The 22,673-nt window shown below is 44.2% G+C and carries 20 protein-coding genes; 10 read left to right on the forward strand and 10 right to left on the reverse strand.

The genetic code is table 11. The features are described 5' to 3' along the window. Positions 1 to 137: 137 nt before the first annotated feature. The 3 genes from BK026_RS11370 to BK026_RS11380 form a co-directional block, all read right to left on the reverse strand. Positions 138 to 1,559 (reverse strand): sodium-dependent transporter, encoded by a 1,422-nt coding sequence (locus BK026_RS11370; protein WP_071815961.1) that lies wholly within the window; start codon positions 1,557 to 1,559, stop codon positions 138 to 140. Between the two features lie 197 nt (positions 1,560 to 1,756). Continuing rightward, complete coding sequence (locus tag BK026_RS11375; RefSeq protein ID WP_071815962.1) at positions 1,757 to 2,482, reverse strand: SDR family NAD(P)-dependent oxidoreductase; 726 nt, start codon at positions 2,480 to 2,482, stop codon at positions 1,757 to 1,759. Then, a complete protein-coding gene (locus BK026_RS11380) occupies positions 2,472 to 2,867 on the reverse strand; it encodes a thiol-disulfide oxidoreductase DCC family protein (RefSeq protein WP_083575073.1) in 396 nt (131 codons plus the stop codon). The genes BK026_RS11375 and BK026_RS11380 overlap by 11 nt, the downstream gene beginning before the upstream one ends. Before the next feature lie 175 nt (positions 2,868 to 3,042). Between BK026_RS11380 and msrA the strand changes: the two genes are divergently transcribed. Both msrA and BK026_RS11395 read left to right on the forward strand, forming a co-directional pair. Continuing rightward, positions 3,043 to 3,588 (forward strand): peptide-methionine (S)-S-oxide reductase MsrA, encoded by a 546-nt coding sequence (msrA, locus tag BK026_RS11385; protein ID WP_071815964.1) that lies wholly within the window; start codon positions 3,043 to 3,045, stop codon positions 3,586 to 3,588. Between the two features lie 87 nt (positions 3,589 to 3,675). After that, a protein-coding gene (locus tag BK026_RS11395; RefSeq protein ID WP_143142110.1) for an IS3 family transposase occupies positions 3,676 to 4,880 on the forward strand; the annotation gives its coding sequence in 2 pieces (ribosomal slippage) (positions 3,676 to 4,048 and positions 4,048 to 4,880; 1,206 coding nt in all). A gap of 28 nt (positions 4,881 to 4,908) precedes the next feature. On the opposite strand, the gene BK026_RS11400 is transcribed toward BK026_RS11395, so the two are convergent. Then, complete coding sequence (locus BK026_RS11400; RefSeq protein ID WP_071815965.1) at positions 4,909 to 6,036, reverse strand: hypothetical protein; 1,128 nt, start codon at positions 6,034 to 6,036, stop codon at positions 4,909 to 4,911. 269 nt (positions 6,037 to 6,305) lie between these two features. Between BK026_RS11400 and BK026_RS11405 the strand changes: the two genes are divergently transcribed. The 4 genes from BK026_RS11405 (at position 6,306) to BK026_RS11420 (ending at position 10,028) form a co-directional block, all read left to right on the forward strand. Then, a complete protein-coding gene (locus BK026_RS11405; protein WP_371264983.1) occupies positions 6,306 to 8,081 on the forward strand; it encodes an alkaline phosphatase family protein in 1,776 nt (591 codons plus the stop codon). A 19-nt stretch (positions 8,082 to 8,100) separates the two neighbouring features. Continuing rightward, the gene (gene fldB / locus BK026_RS11410; RefSeq protein ID WP_071815967.1) at positions 8,101 to 8,637 is read left to right on the forward strand and encodes a flavodoxin FldB; all 537 of its coding nucleotides are present in this window, start codon (positions 8,101 to 8,103) and stop codon (positions 8,635 to 8,637) included. Between the two features lie 52 nt (positions 8,638 to 8,689). Next, entirely contained in the window at positions 8,690 to 9,478 is a 789-nt protein-coding gene (locus BK026_RS11415) for a CLCA_X family protein (RefSeq protein WP_071815968.1), read from the forward strand. Positions 9,479 to 9,620: 142 nt separating this feature from the next. Then, a complete protein-coding gene (locus BK026_RS11420; protein ID WP_071815969.1) occupies positions 9,621 to 10,028 on the forward strand; it encodes a biopolymer transporter ExbD in 408 nt (135 codons plus the stop codon). Positions 10,029 to 10,074: 46 nt separating this feature from the next. Here BK026_RS11420 and BK026_RS19670 read toward each other — a convergent pair whose 3' ends face one another. The 4 genes from BK026_RS19670 to BK026_RS11435 form a co-directional block, all read right to left on the reverse strand. After that, positions 10,075 to 10,248, reverse strand: coding sequence for a hypothetical protein (locus BK026_RS19670; protein WP_177247906.1), 174 nt, complete (start codon positions 10,246 to 10,248; stop codon positions 10,075 to 10,077). A gap of 159 nt (positions 10,249 to 10,407) precedes the next feature. After that, positions 10,408 to 10,905, reverse strand: a complete 498-nt coding sequence (locus BK026_RS11425; RefSeq protein ID WP_071815970.1) for a YgjV family protein — start codon at positions 10,903 to 10,905, stop codon at positions 10,408 to 10,410. Positions 10,906 to 10,918: 13 nt separating this feature from the next. Next, positions 10,919 to 11,620: a tRNA1(Val) (adenine(37)-N6)-methyltransferase gene (locus BK026_RS11430; RefSeq protein ID WP_071817621.1), complete on the reverse strand. Its 702-nt coding sequence runs from the start codon at positions 11,618 to 11,620 to the stop codon at positions 10,919 to 10,921. A gap of 99 nt (positions 11,621 to 11,719) precedes the next feature. Further along, entirely contained in the window at positions 11,720 to 12,340 is a 621-nt protein-coding gene (locus BK026_RS11435; RefSeq protein WP_071815971.1) for an NAD(P)H-binding protein, read from the reverse strand. A 70-nt stretch (positions 12,341 to 12,410) separates the two neighbouring features. On the opposite strand from BK026_RS11435, the gene BK026_RS11440 reads away from it, so the two are divergent. Further along, positions 12,411 to 14,624 (forward strand): S9 family peptidase, encoded by a 2,214-nt coding sequence (locus tag BK026_RS11440; RefSeq protein ID WP_071815972.1) that lies wholly within the window; start codon positions 12,411 to 12,413, stop codon positions 14,622 to 14,624. Positions 14,625 to 14,861: 237 nt separating this feature from the next. Here the strand turns inward: BK026_RS11440 and BK026_RS11445 are convergent, their stop codons facing one another. Both BK026_RS11445 and BK026_RS11450 read right to left on the reverse strand, forming a co-directional pair. After that, positions 14,862 to 15,236, reverse strand: a complete 375-nt coding sequence (locus BK026_RS11445; RefSeq protein ID WP_039216362.1) for a PH domain-containing protein — start codon at positions 15,234 to 15,236, stop codon at positions 14,862 to 14,864. Positions 15,237 to 15,248: 12 nt separating this feature from the next. Further along, positions 15,249 to 18,227, reverse strand: coding sequence for a bifunctional diguanylate cyclase/phosphodiesterase (locus BK026_RS11450; protein WP_071815973.1), 2,979 nt, complete (start codon positions 18,225 to 18,227; stop codon positions 15,249 to 15,251). Positions 18,228 to 18,426: 199 nt separating this feature from the next. Between BK026_RS11450 and BK026_RS11455 the strand changes: the two genes are divergently transcribed. The 3 genes from BK026_RS11455 (at position 18,427) to BK026_RS11465 (ending at position 22,671) form a co-directional block, all read left to right on the forward strand. Next, positions 18,427 to 19,467: a serine/threonine dehydratase gene (locus BK026_RS11455; RefSeq protein WP_071815974.1), complete on the forward strand. Its 1,041-nt coding sequence runs from the start codon at positions 18,427 to 18,429 to the stop codon at positions 19,465 to 19,467. 124 nt (positions 19,468 to 19,591) lie between these two features. Continuing rightward, the gene (locus BK026_RS11460; RefSeq protein WP_071815975.1) at positions 19,592 to 21,292 is read left to right on the forward strand and encodes an amidohydrolase; all 1,701 of its coding nucleotides are present in this window, start codon (positions 19,592 to 19,594) and stop codon (positions 21,290 to 21,292) included. Beyond that, positions 21,289 to 22,671, forward strand: a complete 1,383-nt coding sequence (locus BK026_RS11465; RefSeq protein WP_071815976.1) for an APC family permease — start codon at positions 21,289 to 21,291, stop codon at positions 22,669 to 22,671. Before BK026_RS11460 ends, BK026_RS11465 begins: the two co-directional genes overlap by 4 nt. Positions 22,672 to 22,673 lie beyond the last annotated feature (2 nt).

The raw sequence follows: 22,673 nt of genomic DNA on the forward strand, positions 1-22,673 counted from the left end.
ATCATATCAATCCGCATAGATAATGGTGCGTTTATCTACGAAAAAACGGCGCTCAATGAGCACCGTTTTTTATTTTAGAACCACGCTTTCAACATCTTTTCTGTGTGCTGTAAGCGAATTAATATAGTGGCCCTTTTTTATCCAATAAGACTTACACCAAAATATTTCAGAGCAACCGTATTTACGAATATTGCGAACAAAATAAGTGGAATAAAAGATTTTAAAGACACATCTACGTATTTTTCAAACCAACTGCCTTTATATCCATCGCTTCCCTCTTCTAAAGCGGCATTAAAGTTCGCGCTTTTCCATCGGTAGATAACAAATAAACAGATCAAAAGGCCATTAAGTGGCAAAATGGTGTCATAAAATACGTCGTAAATAACGTCGAACAACGATTTATCAACACCTGCGTAATGCACAAGCGAGGAAAGAAACTCTACCTTCCCAAACGAGAGAGCGCTCAATATCGCGAGCACAATCATTATGCTACCCAATGAGCCCAATGCCCATTTGCGGCTTACACCTTTTTCGTCCATTAACGCGGCAACAGGTACCTCGAAAATAGACACTAATGACGTTATCGCCGCAAAGAACACGAGTAAGAAGAACAAACTGGCCACAGTCGAGGCGCCGACGTAACCAATAGAATCCTGAAGCGCCAGAAAAATGTTCGGTAAATAAGTAAATATCATACCTACAGATGACTCGCTTAGCTCGTCAGGATTGATATCAGGATTGAAGGAAAAAATGGCGGGTAAAATCATTAGGCCCGCGGTGAACGCAACAGCAGTATCGGTTAGTGCAACCAGCTTGGCTGAATTTGGAACATCGGCGCGTTTATCTATGTAACTACCGTAGGTTATAAGGATCCCCATACCCAACGATAAAGAGAAAAAAGCTTGCGAGAGTGCTCCACTGACAACATCCGCCGTCAGTTTTGAAAAGTCAGGCACAATGTAAAACTTAACGCCCGCCATCGCATTGTCGCGGGTAAGTACAAACACGACAAGCCCAATTAGCATCACAAACAAAGCAGGCATCAAAAGTTTGGCCGCCTTTTCGATCCCCTCTTTAACGCCGCCCTGTAAAATAAGGTAAACAACGCCTACCACTACTGCCATGTATGCAAATATGGCTTCGGAATTGATAAATAACCCAAAAGTTTCTTCGTTAGCAAGCAAGTCGAGATTACCGCTCACTGCTTCAAACAGGTAGCCAAAAATCCAAACCGTGATCACCATATAAAAAACGGCAATCATGAAAGGGGTTGCAACAGCTAGCCACCCTGCAAATTTCCATTTCCGTTCATCATTACTGATTGCACTGTATGCGCCAAGTGGATCTTTTTTAGCGTGCCGGCCTACGGTCATTTCAGCCAACATAACGGGTAAGCAAATAGCAAACACAAAGATGGCGTACATAAGCAAAAATGCGCCGCCCCCATTTTTCGCTGCTCCCACTGGAAAGCCAACTAAATTACCGATACCAACGGCAGAACCTGCTGCTGCTAGTATAAAACCAATGCGCGATCCGAACTGTTCTCTGGCCCCGCTCATATCCCTTCCTCTTGTTGAGTTATTGTTATTTATTATCAGGATGGCGAACTAAATATGACTCACATGTGGCGTCAACGCGTTGTATTGCAGTCTTCATAGGACATATCAATACGCTGTACCATTCCCAAAACAGCATGGTAACAGCAGTCAAATAAAAAGTCTTGATGTTGGACTCACACAAACTCTGTTCAGCCGTATTACCAAGTTACCACATCGCCTTTATAGTCGATAAAGTGGCAAAGTTGGTCGCGATCAAGCAAGGATAGCTGCTTAAGCAATTGGCTAGCGGTGTATTCAGGGGTAAAGAGTTTTTTAGCAGCAACATTTTTCTGAAAAGGCTTTGATAGCCCTGTATCTACTGTACCAGGGTGATAACTCACCAGCATTGCGTCTTTCAACCGCCGCTTGTATTCTACTGATGCTGTTTTAACAGTCATATTGAGCGCGGCTTTAGAGGCTCGGTACCCGTACCACCCGCCCAGTTTGTTATCGGAAATGCTTCCTACTCGAGCACTTAAACAAGCGACTGTTGCATCGTGTTTATCCATTACTCTAACTAAATGCTTTAGCCACAGCGCTGGCGTAATTGTATTTACGGCGAAGTATTCAGCCATAGCCTCGCTGCTTAAATCCTCCAGCCGTTTTTCTGGATGGATGTTTAACGCCTCGTTATGCAAAAAGCCAGTGGTAATAATGGCAGTGTTAATCACCACACCCTTTTCTTGCAGTTGCTTGATGAAAACGTCGATAGCATTGTCATCTTGCGGATTGACAGTGTAATAGTGAACAGTGTCGGTACGCGCATCTTCATCTTGCTCGCGCCTGCTAACGCAAATCACTTCATCGCCTCTTTTTTCACACAGTGTTGCTAGAGCTGATGCAATGCCCCCTGATGCACCTACGATAAGTGTTTTACTTGTCATGTTTCTCTCCTGGTACACAGCGCGCGCATTCACGTTTCTTACCCGTCAGTAAAAACGAAATGGTATAACGATGTTTCGCAAAAACGTTATATAGCGCATCTGCAAAAAACCGTATTACAGGCCAGCGTAAAGGGGCATAAAGCCAGCCCACTCCCACCGCTTTCCATGCTTGATGAGTGACATCCAGGCCCGTAATTAATGTTCCATCCTCTTTTAACCCGTGGATCCTTGCGTTCAAGTCGTCCCAATTAAGCGACGGATACCGTTCGCTAAAGTCAGGGGCCTGAATATCTACTAGCGTCAATTTGTTATGCTTATCTCGTTTTCTTAAATGCTTCATTTCTGCTAAACACAAAGGACAGTAACTGTCGTAAAAAATGATCACCCCGATACCTCTAACGATAAATTAAACAAGACTATGACTGCTTTTCGTCGCTATTTTTGAGCAGCTTAAAAACTATTTGATATGCGTTTATACGATAAAAAAACACGCTTGGATGACTTGAGTTAGTGCGCTGTTGTACCCACACTAATGCCATTGAGGAAAAAAGGTGTTAACAATGGCAAATTTACAAGTCGCTACCCTTGCCGGTGGTTGTTTTTGGTGTATTGAATCAGCCTTCAATAGTGTGGAAGGTATCGTTAAAGCCATTTCCGGATATGCCGGTGGTGAAAAGCCAGAGCCAACATATGAGGAAGTATGTTCAGGTAACACGGGGCACGCTGAGGTGGTACAAGTTACCTTTGATGCCAACATTATTTCTTATCGAGAAGTGCTTGAAATCTTCTTTGCACTGCACAACCCAACGCAACTCAACCGCCAGGGGAATGACGTAGGAACACAATATCGCAGTGCTATTTTCTATCATGACGATACACAAAAAGCAGAGGCGGAGAAAATTATCGCTGAAATTACAGAAGATGCTATTTGGCCAGACCCAGTCGTTACAGAAATAGTAGAAGTTAACAACTACTATCAAGCTGAAGATTATCATCAGGATTATTTTAAAAATAATCCTCAGAATCAGTATTGCTCTATGGTTGTGGCACCCAAGTTGGCGAAATTTAAGAAAACATTTGCGTCACGACTTCGCAGTGACACATAAAAAAAGGGGCGTATCGCCCCTTTTTTGATTAGGTTTGACCCATCCTAAATAGCGTTGACACTTTTCAAACTTATTTTGGAGAGTGTAATGAAATCAAATAGCAGAAGAACTCAACGTGATTATTCCCTCGCTTTTAAATTGGCTGTTGTAGACCAAGTTGAAAAAGGCGAGTTCACCTACAGGCAGGCTCAAGATCACTACGGAATACAAGGTTGCTCAACTGTTTTAGTTTGGCTTCGTAAGCACGGTCGTTTAGATTGGACGGATGGAACACCGAAGTTTCTAACGCGAGGCCACGTCGTGGATAAACCCAAAGCAGAACTCACCCCCGAACAGCGAATTAAAGCGCTAGAGAAAGAGCTTGCTGATACAAAAATGAAAGCTGATTTCTTTGAAGCCGTTGTAAATGTCCTTGAAAGTGACTATGGAGTAAGCGTTGTAAAAAAGCGCAAAAGAAAGTCATCCAAGAAAAAGTGATAGGCGGAGTGTCCGTTGCCAAAGCCTGTCGTTACCTGAAGATTTCTCGTCAGGCTTACTACCAATACTGCGCTCGCTCACTCAAGCGCGAAGCGCTTGAAGGTCAAGTCATTCAGTTCGTCCGTCAGGAGCGAATGATGCAACCTCGCATCGGCACTCGGAAACTACAGTATCTGCTTGCGCTCGAAAAAATGGATATCGGGAGAGACCATCTCTTTAATTTACTGAGAGAAAAGCGGCTATTGGTGCCGACAAAGCGCGCGTATCACAAAACAACCAACAGCCATCATCGGTTCCGTCGTCACCCTAATCTCATTAAAGCGGGTTTCAAAGCAGAGAAGCCCAATCAGCTTTGGGTAGCGGATATCACGTACTTACCGACGCGAAGTGGAGAGAGTTATGTAAGTCTCATTACAGATGCTTATTCGCGGAAGATTGTGGGCTATCAGGTTGACGATAACATGCGAACGCAGTCAGTAAAGCAAGCATTTACTCGAGCGCTTAAACAAAAAAGTACAAAAGAAAAGCTCGTGCATCACTCAGACAGAGGTATACAGTATTGTTCAGAAGAGTATCAAAAACTCCATAGAAAACATGATGTACAGTGCTCGATGACAGATGGCTACGACTGCTATCAAAACGCCCTTGCAGAGCGAATAAACGGTATTCTTAAAAATGAATACTTACTCCATAAGCCACGAGATTTAGAAGAAGCGAGAAAGATGGTTGCAGAGTCAATAGCAATCTATAATGGTAGGCGGCCACATCAGGCCCTTAAATACAAAACGCCCGATGAAATACATCGGGCGTTTTAACCGAAATAAGTGTCAACCTATTTCAGGACTAGTCAGTTTCAAACCAACTTTCACTCAGTGGTAATGGGAACAACAAAGGCGCTAAATCTTCGTAGTGCCTTCTGTGTGCTTCACACGTCACGTTTTTCAAATAGTTTTTTTCCCATGGATCGTTAATGATCCAGAGTGTTGTTCCATGGATTACTAGCCCTTCCATCGAAGCGTTATCCATGGTGTATTCTTCACAATTTTCACTTCCCTGTACGTTAAAAATAACTGGAATGCGCTTTGTTGGTAACGTTCCTGCAGTGTCAATTATCCAAAGTTCATTGTCATTTCGAGCCGCCGCCAGCAAGTAAGATTTGCCATTCTTTGCTGTGTGCAGAGCCAAACCATTTATCGGATGATTACCGGCGCTAAACTCTGGCAGACGTAGTTTAGGCTCATAAACCGTTGCAAAATCACTTGTTGACCAAAACGACGTATCAATATCAAGCGCAAATATACGAGGCTGCCCCGCTTTATCTTTTTCCAGGCCCAAGTACAAGGTACCGTCAGATGACATTGTTAGTCCTTCAATACCGTCATTTGGAAAATTACCCACGTTGAAAGTATCTGGGAACTGTATGGGTCGAACACTCGACATTTCTACATTGTTGTCGTCTAATTTTGTTAATTTAACCAATAGTGAGGGGTAGTCAGTAGAGCCTGTTTTTTCGTATTTGCTTTCACAACGTGTGCTCAATGCTCCCGTGCGCGTAGCATCTTCTGTTACGGTGTAAATTACATTTGGGTTACGCGGGTCAACGGCCAGCGCTTCAAGGTCTGGTTGATCGTTCAAGTAATCAAAGAAGCAACTTCGTCTCACTTCCCGAGAAAAAGAAAACCGATCACTTGAGTGGGCTAGCTTGAACGTTGAAGGATTAATAGTATGCAGTTTCAGTTGCTGTGTGATATCTGCACTAGCGTCTGCAATGGTTATTAATTGTCCCTCCAATACCACTAAACCGGAAGTCTGAGGGTCAAACATAACCTTGCCAGAATCGTCAGTAATCCACTGCCCCACCGTGGTAACGGTCAAATCTTGTGCTTCAGGAATTATAACGATGTCTTGTTGCTGATTACAGGCGCTCAATAATAGCAACCCACTTATTAGCGCTAGGGTTTTTCTTAGCATTCTCTCTGTTTTCCTTTGTGCTCACTCATCAAATAGAAAAGTGGCTTAATAAATTGTAAGGGAGTATATCCAGCATACCGTTTAGACACAAAAAAGAGTAAAGTACGAACATGCTTGTTAAATAAGTAAACGCCAATATTGCCATTGCATTCACGGAGAACATTATTTCTACGCAACAACTTCCTCAAGTCATAGCAGGTCCAATTGTACGTAAAGTTACGTCTACGCAGGTGTTTATATGGCTTGTTACCCGCGCCCCCAATGCGCCAATCATCGCGTTAGAGCAAGCCGGTAAACCATTAACTGGCGAGGCGAATAATGATACGGTACAGGTAGGCTCGCACGCGTTCATTCATCTGTTGTCTTTTTCTGCCTTTGAAGAATTTAGACAACAAAAACGCGTGCAATACACGCTAACGTTTACAGAAAGCAGCGCTCAACAGGAATGGGTGAATGAGCAACCAACCTTGCGCTATGACAGACAAGATACATTTAGTTTTCACGTCAACAATACACCTTCTACAATTTTGCACGGGTCATGCCGGAAACCGCATTTTGACGGCAAAGACGCATTAACTCAGGTCGACACACTTCATCAGAAAGCCTTCGATGGAAAAAGTGAATTCCCCGATTTACTGCTGATGACTGGGGATCAGATTTACGCCGACGATGTAGCAGGCCCGATGCTCAAAGCAATACACGCTACCATAGACTTACTTGGACTCTTTCACGAGTCTCTTGATGGCGCTGTGGTCTCATCTACGCAACAGCTTGCTACCCACCAGCATGGCTTTTATGAGCGGGAGCAGTTGTTACCACAGATAGAAACGAATACTGTTCTATCGTCCATTTTCTTTGGCGCAAAGAAAAAGCCCGTATTCACCTCGGTGAATGCTCAAAATCACTTAATTGGTTTTGCTGAGATTATCGCCATGTATTTGTTGGTCTGGTCCGATGCGCTTTGGCCATTCATCAAGATAGATAAATCATATGTAGGTGAAAAATACAGCGCGCTTTTTGACAAAGAGCGGGATACTATTTCTGCGTTTGTTGCAGACTTACCAAAAGTTCGCCGTGCCATGGCACATATTCCAACCTACATGATTTTTGACGATCACGATGTGACTGATGACTGGAACCTAACGCGAGGCTGGGAACAAGAAGTCTATGGAAACCCCCTGTCTAAACGTATGATAGGCAACGCACTTTTGGGGTACTTGCTGTGTCAGGGATGGGGAAATGCACCAAGCAATGTCACACCTTTAATCGAAAAGCTTCAAAAAAACATATCAGAAAAAGGGCTTAATGAGCACGATGAACTTATAGATACCCTGTTGGATTTTGACCAATGGCACTATCGTTTAGATACATCACCACCGATAGAGGTATTAGATACTCGAACACAACGCTGGCGCTCAGAGTCAAATATGAATAAACCTTCAGGCCTTATGGACTGGGAGGCACTATGCGATTTTCAACACTCTATCATTGGGAAAGAGGCTGTCATTGTTGTTTCCGCCGCGCCAATTTATGGTGTTAAAGTCATAGAAGCAATACAGAAAGTATTCACATTTTTCGGTAAAGCACTCACCGTAGATGCAGAAAACTGGATGGCGCATAAAGGCACGGCAAATGTAATGCTTAATATTTTTCGACATTATAAGACGCCACCGGAATTCATCATTCTTTCTGGAGACGTGCACTATTCGTTTGTATACGACGTTAGATTGCGTTTTAGGCGCAATAGCCCGCATATCACGCAATTTACATGTAGCGGTCTTAAGAATGCATTCCCAGACGGTTTAATTAAATGGCTTGATAGATTTAATCGTGTTTTGTATCGAACTACTTCGCCACTTAACTTGTTTACACGACGCAGAAATATGTCGATTAAGGCGCGTCAACCAAGCGACGGATACGGCGAATTATTCAATGGATGCGCACTGGGTGTATTAAAAATTTCACATAATAGTACAGAAGTAGAATGCAAAGCTTTGTTGAGTAACGGTAAACAGGTAGAATTCCCACCCGCAACGCATGATTGATTAGCTACGAGGTAAAGTAATGAGCGAAGGTACACTGTCTATTGGATTGTTTTACGGCTCAACAACCTGTTACACCGAAATGGCAGCAGAAAAAATTCAAGCTCAGCTAAACCAGCTTTTTGAGGCTGACATAGTACAACTTCACAATATAAAAGACGTTAGTCTCTCACGCACTGCGGATTACGACATAATTATCTTCGGCATTTCAACCTGGGATTTTGGCGAATTACAGGAAGATTGGGAATCGCACTGGGAAGACGTGCACGGCTTAGACCTGAACGGAAAAACCATTGCTTTGTTTGGTTTAGGCGATCAATTAGGCTACGGTGAATGGTTTCAAGATGCGCTTGGTATGCTACACGACGCCATTCTGCCATCAGGATGTAAGCTTGTAGGTTACTGGCCTAACAACGGCTATGAATTTACGGCATCTAAAGCACTTACTGAAGATAAGTCATTTTTCGTCGGTTTATCATTAGATGATGAAAATCAATACGATAAAACAGACGAACGCATTGCATTGTGGTGCGAGTCTATCCTTTCCGACATGCTCTAATAAATAAAACATACTGATATTATTCCCGCGTGTAGGCTTTTTCAGATAATTTATGAGCGATCAAGGTAGGTTACATCAGCATTTTTATCGAAATGGCCCAAGTCATAGAGATGGCGCCGATGTATCTTTTCAAGATATTCGAAAACTTTTTAATTTTGCCACGATCACGATCGGACGGTGGGTCACACCACAAGAACAACAGATCGCAGCAAACCTTTTTTTTGATGCGCTTTATGATCTCGTCGAAATTTTAAATATAAATGAACAGGTACTCTCTCTAAACGGCTCTCTTTCATTGGCCTTTGGCAGCGGGGGCCAAAAACACAGCAGCGCGCATTACAACAGCGCGAAAAGACAGTTAGCTCTAGCCAAAAATGCAGGTGCAGGCGCCCTCGCGCACGAGTGGTTTCACGCATTTGATCACTACATTGCCCCGCGTATGTTTGACGGCGTAAGCCCAGGCAGTTTCGCTACACAAGCTTGGCTTGACAATGCACCGATGCATGCGCACCCATTGAATCAAAAGTTGAGTGATTGTTTTGCCCTTTTATTCCTCAACGATCAAAAAAGGCCAAATGACTACTTTGTGCGATCCGTTGAAGCTGATCGCGCGCTCAAAATGTATTATTATGCTATGCCTCAGGAGATGGCTGCCCGCGCCTTTGAAGCCTGTATTCAAGATCACGAGATAAAAAATGCGTTCTTGGTACAAGGTACAAAAAAGTCGACGGAAGCTAGACTTGGCATTTATCCTCGTGGTAACTTGCGTGCATCACTCAATAGAGCACTGATGTTGTATTTTTACCAATTAGGTGTCGCTATTTCACACAAGCAGTCCTAGATTGTTGTTTTATTACTGTGAAACTGAGTATTTTTTCAACAACAAGTATCGAAGAGCACGCTGTTTTACACAAAAAGCCTGTATATTTTTGTAACAAGCAGTATACTAAAGCGCTCGAACGTAACAGAAGAAAGAAGACGAGATGAAAAGAAAGAAGCATACCTCGGCTGATGACGAGGCTCAGATTGATATGACCCCCATGTTGGACATCGTGTTCATCATGTTGATTTTCTTCATCGTAACGACCTCGTTTGTAAAAGAGAAAGGTTTAGACGTTAATCGTCCAGAAGATAATCAAGCTAAAAACGACAAACCTTCTAAAGCATTGTCTATTCGTATAGACGCAGATGGAACCATTATGATGGGTGGTCGTGAAGTTGACATTCGCCGTGTTGTAGCTAACGCGCAGACATACTTAGCAGAAAACAATACAGATACAGCAGCAATCCAAGCACACGAAGATAGTGAGCACGGAACTGTAGTTGAAGTTATGAACCAGGTTAAAATTGCCGGAATCGATAAGGTTTCTGTACTGGTTAAGAAAAGCTAGGAACAACGCATAACAAAAAAGCCACCCTAGGGTGGCTTTTTTTTGTTTAATTCTCGCTAGTTTCTACTAGTTTGAGAGCCACCTTGGTGGGTTTATGCTTTCGAAACAACTTGGCATGTTCGTAAACATTTAACGGGACTCTTGCGTCAATCGCCTTTTGAAACGTTTGCTCTAACTCTGAGAAACACGCTGTTAACGGTACATTATTGACCAGTTTCATAGCTAACACTCCCTATTATTGAACAATAAGTGTACTCACTACCGCTGCAAGTAAAAATTACTGATGCCATACCTAATAATGGGAAATGATACGTGAGTCGACTATTTGTTACTATTGAACTTTAGTTTCCAAGCAATCGTTAATTGCTACGCGAGAGTCTCAGGCTGATTTAGACGAACGAAGTTTAATAATGATGCTCAGCAGATTACTCAGATTAAAAACGGTACCAAAAATACTGCCTACAGAAACAGCATAAATTAAGCCTAACCCCTCGGCTATAACGAATACTTTTCGGATGGTGTGAACATCTCTAATTACCAATGAACCGATGGTAAAGATAAGTGATGACATGTAGGCAATAAAGATGATCCAATCATGATTTAACACAAACCATTCGTAGGATAAAAAAGCCAAGTTAACGGCAATAAAGAAAAATAGCACTGCCTTGCTTCTGTATTTCAACGCAATTACGTTACGGCAGCTTGCCAGTAACGTACCTACGCCCGCCGCCATTGCATCAAGTAAAAAGAAATGTGCGCTTAACGCTGCTAGTGCAAAAGCAGATATCAGTAGATAACGGTCAATATTGAGCTGACGATAACCAATAAAGTTTAAGACTACAGCAACTGCTCCAAACGCCTCAGCGATTATAATCATTTAATTTTTAACTCTAGAAATTAAGATAATACTCGCTACAGAGTGCCCTGTAGTCATCAGTATAAGTACCATCGCTATTTTTTATAATGAGACGAGATAACTGACATGATTCTGCCCGTGTTACAGCGCCATCATTGTTCAGTCGCTGAAAACGAAACACGTTTAAATAAGGATCACTTGTCAGGTTATGTTTAACCTCGACAATCACCGTTGCCTCAAGCTCTGATAAACGTGCACAGTCGAGAATATTTTGACGCACTTGAAAAGGGTAGACGCACCAAAATACGCCGTTTTTATTCAAATACTTTCGCGCAAACGCGCTCAGCACGCTGGGCGAAAGTGCACCTGTTTGTCTTGCGATAAATCTCGAAGCATTTTGTAGCTTATACGCGTTTGTAGTTTTATCTGGCGTGTCGAAGTAAGGCGGGTTGGCAATGATTAGGTCATAACAGGTGTCAGGGGCATATGCTGTAATATCAAGCGGTAAAACGTGTAGGCGCTCTCGCCACGCCGATTTAATAAAATTTTCTGAGGCCTGTTTTGCAGCGGTTATATCAAGTTCAACCGCGTCCACCCTCGTATCTAATGATGATTGCTGGGCCATCATTAGAGCCAAAATACCCGTCCCGGTGCCGATATCGAGAATACGCATGGCATTTTTTGCGTCTGCGCCTGCATAACTTCCTAGAATCAAGCTGTCTGTATTCACTTTCATCGCACATTTGTCCTGTGCAACAGAAAACTTTTTACAATGAAACATAATATCTAGCGCGATATGTAAAAGGTGGCGTAGTTTACACTAATGAATTTTCCACTACCATTTCTGCAATGACATCATATTTCTTGCGACATCGACGGCGTGCACGGGACGATATTTTTTTAACGGCCCTTTCATTATGCTTTGCCAAATGGGTGCCGTTTTCTGCGCTATATCTTCAAGTGTTCGAGATTCATTGCGTTCACCGAGTAATAACGAAGGACGTACTGCAGAAGCATGAGGTAACTGAGGCATCCGCATAATTGCGTTTTCTAGCTCGCCTTTTACCCGCAAATAAAAGTTGCTGCTTTTAGCATCAGCACCAACCGAAGATATCCATACAAAGCTGTCTGCGCGCTGAGCACGAGTTAACTGCGCCGCTACATGAACGTACTCGAAGTCAACGCGACGAAATGCTTGTTTAGAGCCGGCTTTTTTCAGCGTGGTCCCTAGGCAACAGTACACATGGTTTACGCTGAAGTAACCTTGGTAGTCCTGCAGATTTTCGAAGTCGATAACGACTGGTTTTAATCGATTGTGCGGGTCGTTAAACAAGCTGGAAGAAAGTGGTTTTCTGACCAGGCAAGTTACCTCGTCGTACCTTCTGTCTTGTAACAGTATATTTACAAGCGTTCGTCCCACTAAACCTGTCGCTCCTAGCACCATTGCGGATTTCATATGTCGCACCTTGTATCATAAATTGATATAACTACAATCAAACCTTCGACAGTCAAATATGCAGATAAAAATGAAAAAAGCCCTTTTAATTGGAGCCGCTATGCTCTCTACTGCTTTAAACGCTGAAACGCTCACTATTGAGCGCATTTTCTCTTCTCCTTCACTAGATGGCAACGCCCCCCGTTCGTTAAAAGTATCACCTGACGGTCAACGCGTTACATTTCTTAAAGGCAAACAAACTGACTATGAACGCTTAGATCTATGGGAATACCATATTGAAAGTGGCCAAACTCGCATGCTTTTCGACTCAAACGACCTACAAAGCGGCGAAGAAGTGCTTTCTGATGAAGAGAAAGCGCGACGCGAGCGCATGCGTTTATCTGGCAGCGGTATTGTAAGCTACCAGTGGTCTGACGACGGTAAAGCGTTGTTATTCCCGCTAGGCGGCGATGTGTTTTACCACAAGCTCGGCGAAAAAGGGGCAAAGCAACTTTTAGATACTGACGCTTTTGAAACTGATATTAAATTATCACCAAAAGGTAACTATATTTCTTTTATTCGCGACCAGAACCTTTATGTAAAACATATCGAGTCAGGTAAAGAAACGGCGATTACTAAAGAAGGTGGCGACAACATCAAATTTGGTATGGCCGAATTTGTAGCGCAAGAAGAAATGGGCCGCATGACCGGATACTGGTGGTCGCCAGATGAAACTAAAATTGCTTTTACCAAGGTTGATGAAAGCCCGGTAGACGTGATCACGCGTTCTGAAATCTATGCTGACGACATCAAGCTTATCGAACAGAAATACCCAAAAGCGGGGACGCCAAACGTATTGGTTGAACTTGCTATTCAAGACATCAACTCTGGCGATCGTACTTGGGTTGATTTAGGTAAAGACAAAGACATTTATTTTGCCCGCGGTAAGTGGATGCCAAATAGCACTACCTTTACCTACCAGTGGCAAACGCGTGACCAGCAAACCTTAGAGCTGCGCGCGTTCGACCTTAACAGCAAAAAAGAAAACATATTGCTTACAGAAACTAGCGATACCTGGGTAAACCTGCACAACGACCTTTACTTCCTAAAAGAAAAAGGCCAATTCATCTGGGCATCTGAGCGCGACGGTTTTAAACACCTTTACCTATTCGACAACAGCGGCAAGCTGGTTAAGCAATTAACCAAAGGTGATTGGGTAGTTGATAGCGTTGAAGCCATTGATACCGCAAATAACCGCTTGTATTTCTCTGGTCGCAAAGACACACCACTAGAAAGTCATGTTTACAGCGTGCCTTTAGATGGCGGCGAAATTTCGCGTATCACTGAATTAGGCGCATACCATAGCGCGGCATTTAGCAAAGATGCGTCTATTTTTATTGACCGTTTCTCAACGATTAACTCGCCCGCACAAGTTAGCCTAAATAGTGCCACCGGCCAGCGGATTACCTGGCTTGAAGAAAACAAAGTTGAAGAAGGCCACCCTCTGCACGCTTATATGGATAGCTGGACAGCACCTGAGTTTGGTGACATCACCACAAAGGATGGCGCTACCCTTAAGTATAGAATTTACACGCCTGACAGTGCCAAGCAAAACCCAAAACAGAAGCACCCGGTTATTGTTTACCTTTACGGTGGTCCGCACGCACAAGTGGTAACAAACAGCTGGGCGGGTAACCGAGGTTTGCTTTTCCAACACTGGGTTGACCAAGGCTATGTGGTATTTACGCTAGATAACCGTGGCTCTAACTATCGCGGTAAAGGCTTTGAAGATCCTATTTATAAAAAAATGGGCTTTATTGAAGTAGACGATCAGGTTGCTGGCGTAGAGTTCTTGCGCACACTTCCTTTCGTTGATGCTGAGCGTATTGGTGTTCATGGTCACAGCTATGGCGGCTACATGACGCTGATGACCATGTTCAAAGCGGGCGATTATTTTGCAGCGGGTGTGTCAGGTGCGCCGGTAACTGACTGGCGCTTATACGATACCCACTACACTGAACGCTACATGGGCAACCCAAATACAGATGACGATGCTTACACTGCGTCTTCAGTATTCCCTTACGCAAAAGACCTGAAAGGCGACCTTTTGATTTACCACGGCATGGCAGATGACAACGTGTTGTTTACCCATTCAACGATGCTATACAAGCATCTTCAAGACTTGGCAATTCCATTTGAAACTATGGATTACCCGGGCAAGAAGCACAGCATCCGTGGTAAGCAAACGGGCATTCACTTATACAAAACTATTACTAACTTCTTTAACCGTAACTTGAAAGACTAATACGGTTAGAGCCTGGGGCCTGTTGATCTCTCCTGTACATCTAAGCTCAACAAGACCTAGAAATGAGTGAAAAGCAAAAAGCGATGCTTATGAAGGCATCGCTTTTTTGTTTGCTCTGTTTGATTAAAAGCTTATTTTGTGCATGTTTGCGTTGTAGCACTTTCTGCACTTGCAGGGTGATTAGACTTTCTTCACTTGCTACTTACAAGCATCAATCAAATATTGCAAATGCAGGAACTAGCTAAACATCTGGGTTGCTAGGTTTTGCTGTACCGCCTGAGCAGACGATGCACTTAGTTCAATCTCGATAGGATCGGCTTTCCCCGACAACCAGATTTTAAGCTCAGCGTCAGTATCAAAATGCCCTGCCGTCTCAACGATAAACTGCGTAATCGATTTGTAGGGTATAGAGTGGTAGTTCACTTTGCGCCCGGTAAGGCCTTGCTTATCAATGAGGATCAGGCGTTTGTTGGTGAATACACTTAAATCGCGTACTAACTTAAACGCAGAGGTAACGGTCTCGTTAACAGCGAGTATAGGCGTAAGCTCTTCTTGTACGTCTGATGCACTTGTCTCACTCGCATTACCCATGATGGTATCAAATAAACCCATAACATTTCCTTTTTAGGCAGAGGCAAGTTTAACTCGCCATTGAACTCTGTGCGCCAGCGGCTTAGGTTTATCTAAAGCAAAACCCTGACCAAAATCCACTTTGAGCTCTCGTAAAACCTCAGCGGTCGCGTTATCGACCACAAATTCGGCCACAGTCTGCTTACCCATGCTGTGCGCGATATTATTTATCGCTGTTACTGTAGCATGATCGATAGGATCGTGAACGATATTTCGCACAAACGAGCCATCAATCTTAACGTAATCAACATCGAGGTTTTTAAGATAGGTGAACGAGGACATACCTGCACCAAAGTCATCTAAGGCGAAGCTACATCCCAAATCGCGTAGCGTAGATATAAAGTGTTTTGCAGCGCTTAAATTGGTTACCGCGGTAGTCTCAGTAATCTCAAAACAAATTTTTTCAGCAGGTACAGAAGTGCTTTTCATGCGCTGAGCAATGTTGTGCAGCGCCATTTCATCACCCAATGTAATGCCTGATAAATTGATTGCAACTTTGCCCACGTTATCAATGTGAGCAGGGTTACTTTCTAGGGTTTTAAGGGTGTTATCTACCACCCATATATCCACTTTGTTCATCAGGCCATGGCGCTCTGCCAGTGGAATAAAAAGCCCGGGGCTTATAAGGCCGCTTTCCTTCGCGTTTAATCGCAGAAGAATCTCATAATGCTGTAGCTGAGCGGCTTTCTGATGGCTCGGTACGTTAAGCGGCATGATAGCTTGGCTGTACAACTCAAAACCATCGTTTTGTAACGCGTGGTGTAAGGCGTGTAATACCTGGTTTTCACTGTCATCAATAACCATTTGAGAATCGCTGTCGCGAAACACAAAATAACGGTTTCGGCCCAGGTGTTTGGCTTTGTAACACGCGTTGTCAGCCGCTTTGATTAATGCTTCTGCACTTTGTGTACCTTCGTTTATTTCAATAACGCCAATACTTGCCCCCACAAAGAACAACTTGTCATCATAGACAAAACGGTAGTTTGAAATTGCCACTAACAATTTATCTAGGCGCTTTGTTACCTCATCTAAACTTTGATTGCGAAATATTATACAGAACTCGTCACCCCCGATTCTCGCAAGCAAGTCTTGTCCATTTACGTATTGCCTAAAAATGGTGGAGATCTCTTTTAGCAACTTATCACCGGCTGGGTGACCACAGCTGTCGTTAACTAATTTGAACCTATCCATATCGATAAAGCACATCACGCTTTGCTTGTGGTAAGCGCGAGGCGAACTAATGTTTGCCACGTTTTCAAAGTCAACGTGGTTTAATGCCTTCCTATTGTCGTGCTGATCAGTCTCTTTTTGGGTTTCATTAAGAATTGCTCGCAGTTTTTCATCAAACGCGTAGCGATTAAACAGCCCGGTTAACTGGTCATGATTAGCCTGAAAATATACTTCTTCCTGTAACGCTAGCTCTTTCGTCACATCGCGTGCTATGCCTTCAACGGCAACCAATGATCCTTGCTCATCGATAATGGGTGTATCTGAAAATTCAATCGCCAGCGGCTCTTGGCCGTTATTTTGATAATGCACAATATACGGCGCTGGCTTTTCACCACGGGCGATAGTTTGGCGTATATCGCAAGTCTCCTCGGGCACTTGACGAAGATATGTCGACTCGTTTGCGCAGAATTCATTTGCGCTAACCCCTAAAATTTTTTCAATACCTGCGCTCACGTACATAAAATTGTGCTCGACAGTTTTGGTATAAACAAAGTGGCGGTGCATACCGTCAACGAGCCGACGATATTTTTCTTCGCTGCGCTTCAAATCCTGCTGCGCCCGAAAACGTTCTGTCACATCCCTTACAGTAACGGCAATATTATCCCCTGCTTTTACTACTTGAATTTTGACCCATTCAGGCGCGACTTTGTCGCTCTTTATCGCTATGTGTGCTTCGTAAGGTACACCGTTCGCTGCGACATTTTGCACGCGTTTAAATTCATCTTGCATCCCGAGATATCGAGTTTGTTCTGCCAAGCTCATTGAACCTAAGACATCACATGCTCCTCGGAATAAGTAGCGACTGTATGAGTTAGCTTCCACAAGTGAAAAGTCATTGTCCATAGGTTGATATATAAGTAGAGCATCAAGGGAGGCTTCGCTGGCAGTTAGGTAGCGCTGGTGACTTACAGATAAGCTCACAGCGCCTTTGAGTTGTTTGTGTAACACGTAGCTCACCAAAGCCGACATTAGCAGCCCAATCATGATAATTAAAAAACCCGCATTGTAAGGGCCTTGCTGAGACTGCATAGAGAGAAAAAACTGTCTCTCTAGGAATGTGAAAGGCGCAAGTGATACAACAGTGCCGTCGTTAATTAAGTCACCGCTCTTAAACAACGTTTCGTCATCTGCTTGTAGTTGAAAATTAAATTGTGGACCTACAAGCTCTCCTAACATGACCGTAAAAATAGTGTGCACATCGAAGCCAGCCACTAGAAAACCATGTTCAGGCTCCTGTGGACTTATGGCCCTTCCCACTACGATAAAATGATGTTCTGCAGTGGTTGAATACAAGAGTGTACTTTCAAGATCTTCAGAGTAACTCGAGATCTCTAGGCCCAGTGCCTCAATGGGCTGACCTATTAAGCTGTTGTCTATACGCGTTTTTATACCGGAGTTGGGGGTCGTCACCCACGCAATCTCGCTTTTTTCATCAACGAAAACCAGTGATGAAAAGCCCTGCTGCATGCCCATCAATGATAGCGCTTGTGCATTAAACCAATCTACTTGGTTCGGTTCAAAAGTAGGCCAGTTTTGCATTAGATTATGCAGCGCTTGTATGCGCTCGTTTGAGAAAACCTCCAGACTAATTTTGACCTGTTCGGCTACTGATTGCGCCTTAGAAATGCGCGCTGCGCGCTCATCGTTCTGAATAAAAATACCAGCAAAAACAAATAACAAAGTAAGGAAAAGAAACAAAACCGTGGGTAGGGCATAGATACGGTGGTTTAACTTTCTTAACATGTCTTGTCTCCGGTGATTATCGCCGAAATCCTAAAGTAAAATTGTGAAATAAATATGAATTGCCTTATCAACAATGTGGTGTAGTCTCTGGCGTAAAGAGACAGTATCTGGCAATGTAAAGCACTAGATTTGCTTTTGGCGCAATAAGCCGTCTGATAGCTAGAGAACATAAAAAACATACTTAGAAGAGCGCTACCCAATGAACACTTCCCCCAGTTTCGAAGATATAAAACAAGCATTTGGACGAATAAAGGACGACATAAAGAAGACGCCGATTGTAGAGTCTTCGTTGCTTAACAAGTGGATGGGCAATCGCATTTTGTTTAAAGCCGAATGCTTACAAACCATTGGGGCATTCAAAATTCGCGGCGCTATGAATTTTTTAGCCCGCTTGAAAGAGGAAGGTAGTTTACCAAAGCATGTGGTCGCCAATAGTTCCGGGAATCATGCGCAGGCAGTAGCGTATGCTGCAGCTCATTTTGGTATTAAGGCCACTATTTTCGCAAGCGAGACCATATCACCGATTAAAGCCGCAGCTACACAAAGCTATGGTGCTGAATTAAAGCTATTCCCTACCCGACCAGAAGCAGATGCTGCTGTCGAGCAAGCATCAAAAGCGCCAGACACTGTCTGGATCCCGCCGTTTAACCACAAAGATATTGTGGCAGGACAAGGCACAGCAACGTTAGAAGCGCTTAATGAAATTGGGGAAGTGGATGCTGTCTTTGCACCGTGTGGTGGCGGTGGTTTGTTGTCGGGCGCACTGCTTGCCACCCGCGCTCTCCAGCCAAATGCATTGGTGATTGGCGCTGAGCCAGCCGAGGCAAATGATGCGTCTATGTCGTTGCAAGCTGGGGAGATAATTGCTTTAGATTATACACCAAATACCTTAGCAGACGGTGCAGCCACGCCTTCTGTTGGCGATGTAACGTTTCCTATACTGCAAGAAATAGATGATTTCTATGAAGTAGATGAGCTACAGATTGCTTATTGGACGCAATGGTTACATCATTTGCTAAAACTTCACATTGAGCCAACGTGTGCGATGACCATGGCTGCAGTAGCGGCTTGGGCTGCTAATACGCCACCCGGGCAAACCGCTCTTGTTATATTGAGTGGTGGCAACATTAGCCAGTCGAGTATGGCTAAGATTTGGGAGAGAGATTTTTTGCTGCAACCTCCCATCCTCGAGTTTGATAACGAAGACGAATTAGAAGTTACCGAGCGTGTTGAAGCATAGCGTTGTGTTAGCGCGCAGCCATTGAAACTGGAGCAATTCTTGATGTTTAGGCTGCATGGGCAACTTGGTATAAAAGACTAAAAAACAAAGAAAAAAGCAGAAATAAAAAAGGCAGAAACTCACTATGAACTCTACATTGTTCAAACTGACATTTAAAAAGCGCTCGCTTTCAAAATTACTCACCTCAACGTTTGCAACAGCGGCAACGTTAGGCGCTATGACCGCCACGTTTACAGTAGATGCAGCAACGCTAGTCGAGAACGTAAAAGGCTATACGTTAAATGAAAGTGGCAAACTCATTACGTTTAAAAACCTTGTCATTGATGAAGGCAAAGTGGTTGCGCTAGATATCGATAAAGGCAACACGCCTGTCGATAGTACTATTGATGGCAAAGGCAAAGTCATGCTACCCGGGCTTATCGACGCGCACGGGCATTTGCTGGGCTTAGGCGCAAACTTGCTAGAAGTCGATTTGCGAGAAAGTAGCAGTGCTCAAGACGCGGCAAAGACAGTTGCCGAATACGCCTTTGCAAATGGACAACAATCTTGGATTACCGGGCGCGGTTGGAACCAAGAATTGTGGTCTGACAGAGCGTTTCCAACAGCGGCTGACCTGGATAAAGTAATTTCTGACCGCCCCGTGGCATTAGCACGCGTAGACAGCCACGCTACCTGGGTAAACAGTAAAGCGATGGAAATTGCTGGTATCACTAAAGACACCCCATCGCCCGCAGGGGGCGAAATCATTAAAGACGCTAACGGTAATCCTACCGGTGTTTTCATTGATAATGCATCGCAATTAATTGAAGCGCATTTACCCAAAGCAAGCAGCGCTATTTACGAGCAACAATTACATGCCGCAGGTGAGCACTTACTAGCAAATGGCATTACGTCAATGCACGATGCTGGCATAGACAGAGACGTTTACGATTTCTATTTAAAAGAAGCGGTAGAAGGTGACTTGCCCGTACGTATTTACGCTATGGTGAGTGCTACAGACCCTGATCTCAGCACCATGCTAGGCAACGGCACCATTCGCGACAAAGACGATTTCTTATATATTCGTTCGGTTAAAGCCTATGGCGATGGCGCACTAGGTAGCCGAGGCGCTGCATTGCTTGAACCTTATTCAGACGCGCCACATCAACATGGTTTGCTGTTAACTCAACCAGAAGATATGACCCAACTTTTTACTGCGGTCATTGGCGCAGGCTTCCAGCTTAACTACCATGCCATTGGTGATAAGGCTAACCATGTTGCACTTAATGAGTTTGAAGCAACGTTTAAGAGTATTGGCGGCAGCGAACTGCGCAACCGCATTGAGCATGCGCAAGTTGTTGCGCCTGACGATCTAGCTCGCTTTGCTTCGCTAAACGTTTTACCTTCCATGCAGCCAACTCACGCTACTAGCGATAAAAACATGGCCGAAGATCGTTTAGGCAAAGAACGTATGAAAGGCGCCTACGCATGGAAAACGCTACTCGATTCAGGTATTGCACTGCCTTTAGGCTCGGATTTCCCTGTTGAACTTGCTAACCCATTTTACGGCCTTCACGCTGCGGTTACGCGCCAAGACAGAAACAATCAACCCGTAAAAGGCTGGTATGCCCACGAAGCGTTAACCATTGAACAAGCCTTTAAAGGGTTTACTTTAGATGCTGCCTACGCAGGGCACATGGAAGATACCTTAGGCACACTAACCCCAGGAAAATGGGCAGACTTTATCTTGGTCGACCAAGATATTTTTACCATTGATGCCAAAGACATTTGGAAAACCGAAGTACACGCTACTTATGTGGCTGGAGAAGAAGTTTTTTCTAAATGAGTAACGAAAACAACAGCCTGTTAACCAAAGGAATTGGCGGCATTGGCGCTGCCCTTTTGGTGTTAAATGGCCTTATTGGGGCAGGCATTTTTGCTCTGCCCGCTAAAATGGCCGCTGAACTTGGCGCTTTCAGCCCTTACATCTTTTTGATCTTTGGCGCGCTAATGCTCGCAATTGTATGGTGTTTCGGGCAGCTAGCGGCGCTGTACCAAGAAACCGGTGGCCCTGTGGTGTATGCCCAGAAAGGCTTTGGCGACGCGGCCGCCTTTCAAACTGGCTTTATTTATTACTTAGCTCGCGCAACCGCGATTGCCGCCAACATGCACGTATTATTGCTGTACGCCGGCTATGTATGGCCCGAACTGAATGCGGGAATAGGCAAGTCATTCGCTATTATCGCGCTTACCACAGCACTAATCGTAGTGAATATTGTCGGCCTTAAGGCCGCCATGCGTTCGCTTGATACTATCTCAGTGCTAAAACTGCTTCCCTTTGTGGCGCTTATTGCGGTTGGCTACTGGCAACTCGACTTTTCTACTGCGTTAACAAGCGCTTCGGAAGCCGTTGTGCCTGCATTTGACACCATATCGGCCGGTGCTCTGCTTACGCTTTATGCTTTTATTGGTTTTGAAACGGTAGTGGTAACGAGCGGCGAGACGAGCGCGCCTAAAAAAACCATACCTCGTGCATTAATGCTTACGGTTTCAGGTATTGCCATATTTTACTTTTGCGTGCAGTGGCTTTATTGGCACACCGTAGGGCCTGCAAAGCCTGATAGTGCACCGCTTATTGCACTCGCCAATAAGATATTTGGTGAAACCGGGGCGCTGGTAATGACGCTTACCGCCGTGGTCTCGGTTGCCGGCAACTTACTGGCAAATATGATATCTACTTCTCGGCTGACTTTTTCAATGGCAAGACAGTCACTTATTCCAGGTAAGCTAGGCAGCGTCCTGGGTAGAGTCCATACCGCCTTTGCTACCCCCTATTTTTCCATACTAGTACTAGGGCTATTCGCCGGTGCTATGGCGCTAAGCGGCAGCTTTGTGTGGTTAGCTATTTCTAGTGTACTTGCTCGGCTAGTGGTTTACGCCGTGTGTGTAGTGGTGCTGATGAAAGCTCAGAGGGCTTCGTCACAAAGCAGCTTGCAGCCGATTACGTCTGAGAGAGATGCTTATCCTGAGGAGGCAACAGACACACCCGCAAGCCCTGTAAAGCTGATAAGACGTTTGATACCCTTTGTCGCACTAGCGGTTTGCGCATGGTCTATTGCACAGTCGTCAACCAACGCATGGCTATTTTTACTGGGTGAATTGGTAATTGGCGCACTGCTTTATTTTTTTTATTTCGCTCAAAGCAACAAAATATCAAAAGGTTAAAC

Source organism: Alteromonas sp. V450, from assembly GCF_001885075.1.
GTDB lineage: Bacteria > Pseudomonadota > Gammaproteobacteria > Enterobacterales > Alteromonadaceae > Alteromonas.

Coding starts and splice junctions, on each gene's coding strand:
- BK026_RS11375 (WP_071815962.1), bottom strand. CDS start 2,482: ATGACAAGTAAAACACTTATCGTAGGTGCATCAGGGGGCATTGCATCA.
- fldB (WP_071815967.1), top strand. CDS start 8,101: ATGAGCGAAGGTACACTGTCTATTGGATTGTTTTACGGCTCAACAACC.
- BK026_RS11435 (WP_071815971.1), bottom strand. CDS start 12,340: ATGAAATCCGCAATGGTGCTAGGAGCGACAGGTTTAGTGGGACGAACG.
- BK026_RS11370 (WP_071815961.1), bottom strand. CDS start 1,559: ATGAGCGGGGCCAGAGAACAGTTCGGATCGCGCATTGGTTTTATACTA.
- BK026_RS11420 (WP_071815969.1), top strand. CDS start 9,621: ATGAAAAGAAAGAAGCATACCTCGGCTGATGACGAGGCTCAGATTGAT.
- BK026_RS11425 (WP_071815970.1), bottom strand. CDS start 10,905: ATGATTATAATCGCTGAGGCGTTTGGAGCAGTTGCTGTAGTCTTAAAC.
- BK026_RS11465 (WP_071815976.1), top strand. CDS start 21,289: ATGAGTAACGAAAACAACAGCCTGTTAACCAAAGGAATTGGCGGCATT.
- BK026_RS11400 (WP_071815965.1), bottom strand. CDS start 6,036: ATGCTAAGAAAAACCCTAGCGCTAATAAGTGGGTTGCTATTATTGAGC.
- BK026_RS11415 (WP_071815968.1), top strand. CDS start 8,690: ATGAGCGATCAAGGTAGGTTACATCAGCATTTTTATCGAAATGGCCCA.
- msrA (WP_071815964.1), top strand. CDS start 3,043: ATGGCAAATTTACAAGTCGCTACCCTTGCCGGTGGTTGTTTTTGGTGT.
- BK026_RS11445 (WP_039216362.1), bottom strand. CDS start 15,236: ATGGGTTTATTTGATACCATCATGGGTAATGCGAGTGAGACAAGTGCA.
- BK026_RS11440 (WP_071815972.1), top strand. CDS start 12,411: ATGAAAAAAGCCCTTTTAATTGGAGCCGCTATGCTCTCTACTGCTTTA.
- BK026_RS11450 (WP_071815973.1), bottom strand. CDS start 18,227: ATGTTAAGAAAGTTAAACCACCGTATCTATGCCCTACCCACGGTTTTG.
- BK026_RS11455 (WP_071815974.1), top strand. CDS start 18,427: ATGAACACTTCCCCCAGTTTCGAAGATATAAAACAAGCATTTGGACGA.
- BK026_RS11430 (WP_071817621.1), bottom strand. CDS start 11,620: ATGAAAGTGAATACAGACAGCTTGATTCTAGGAAGTTATGCAGGCGCA.
- BK026_RS19670 (WP_177247906.1), bottom strand. CDS start 10,248: ATGAAACTGGTCAATAATGTACCGTTAACAGCGTGTTTCTCAGAGTTA.
- BK026_RS11460 (WP_071815975.1), top strand. CDS start 19,592: ATGAACTCTACATTGTTCAAACTGACATTTAAAAAGCGCTCGCTTTCA.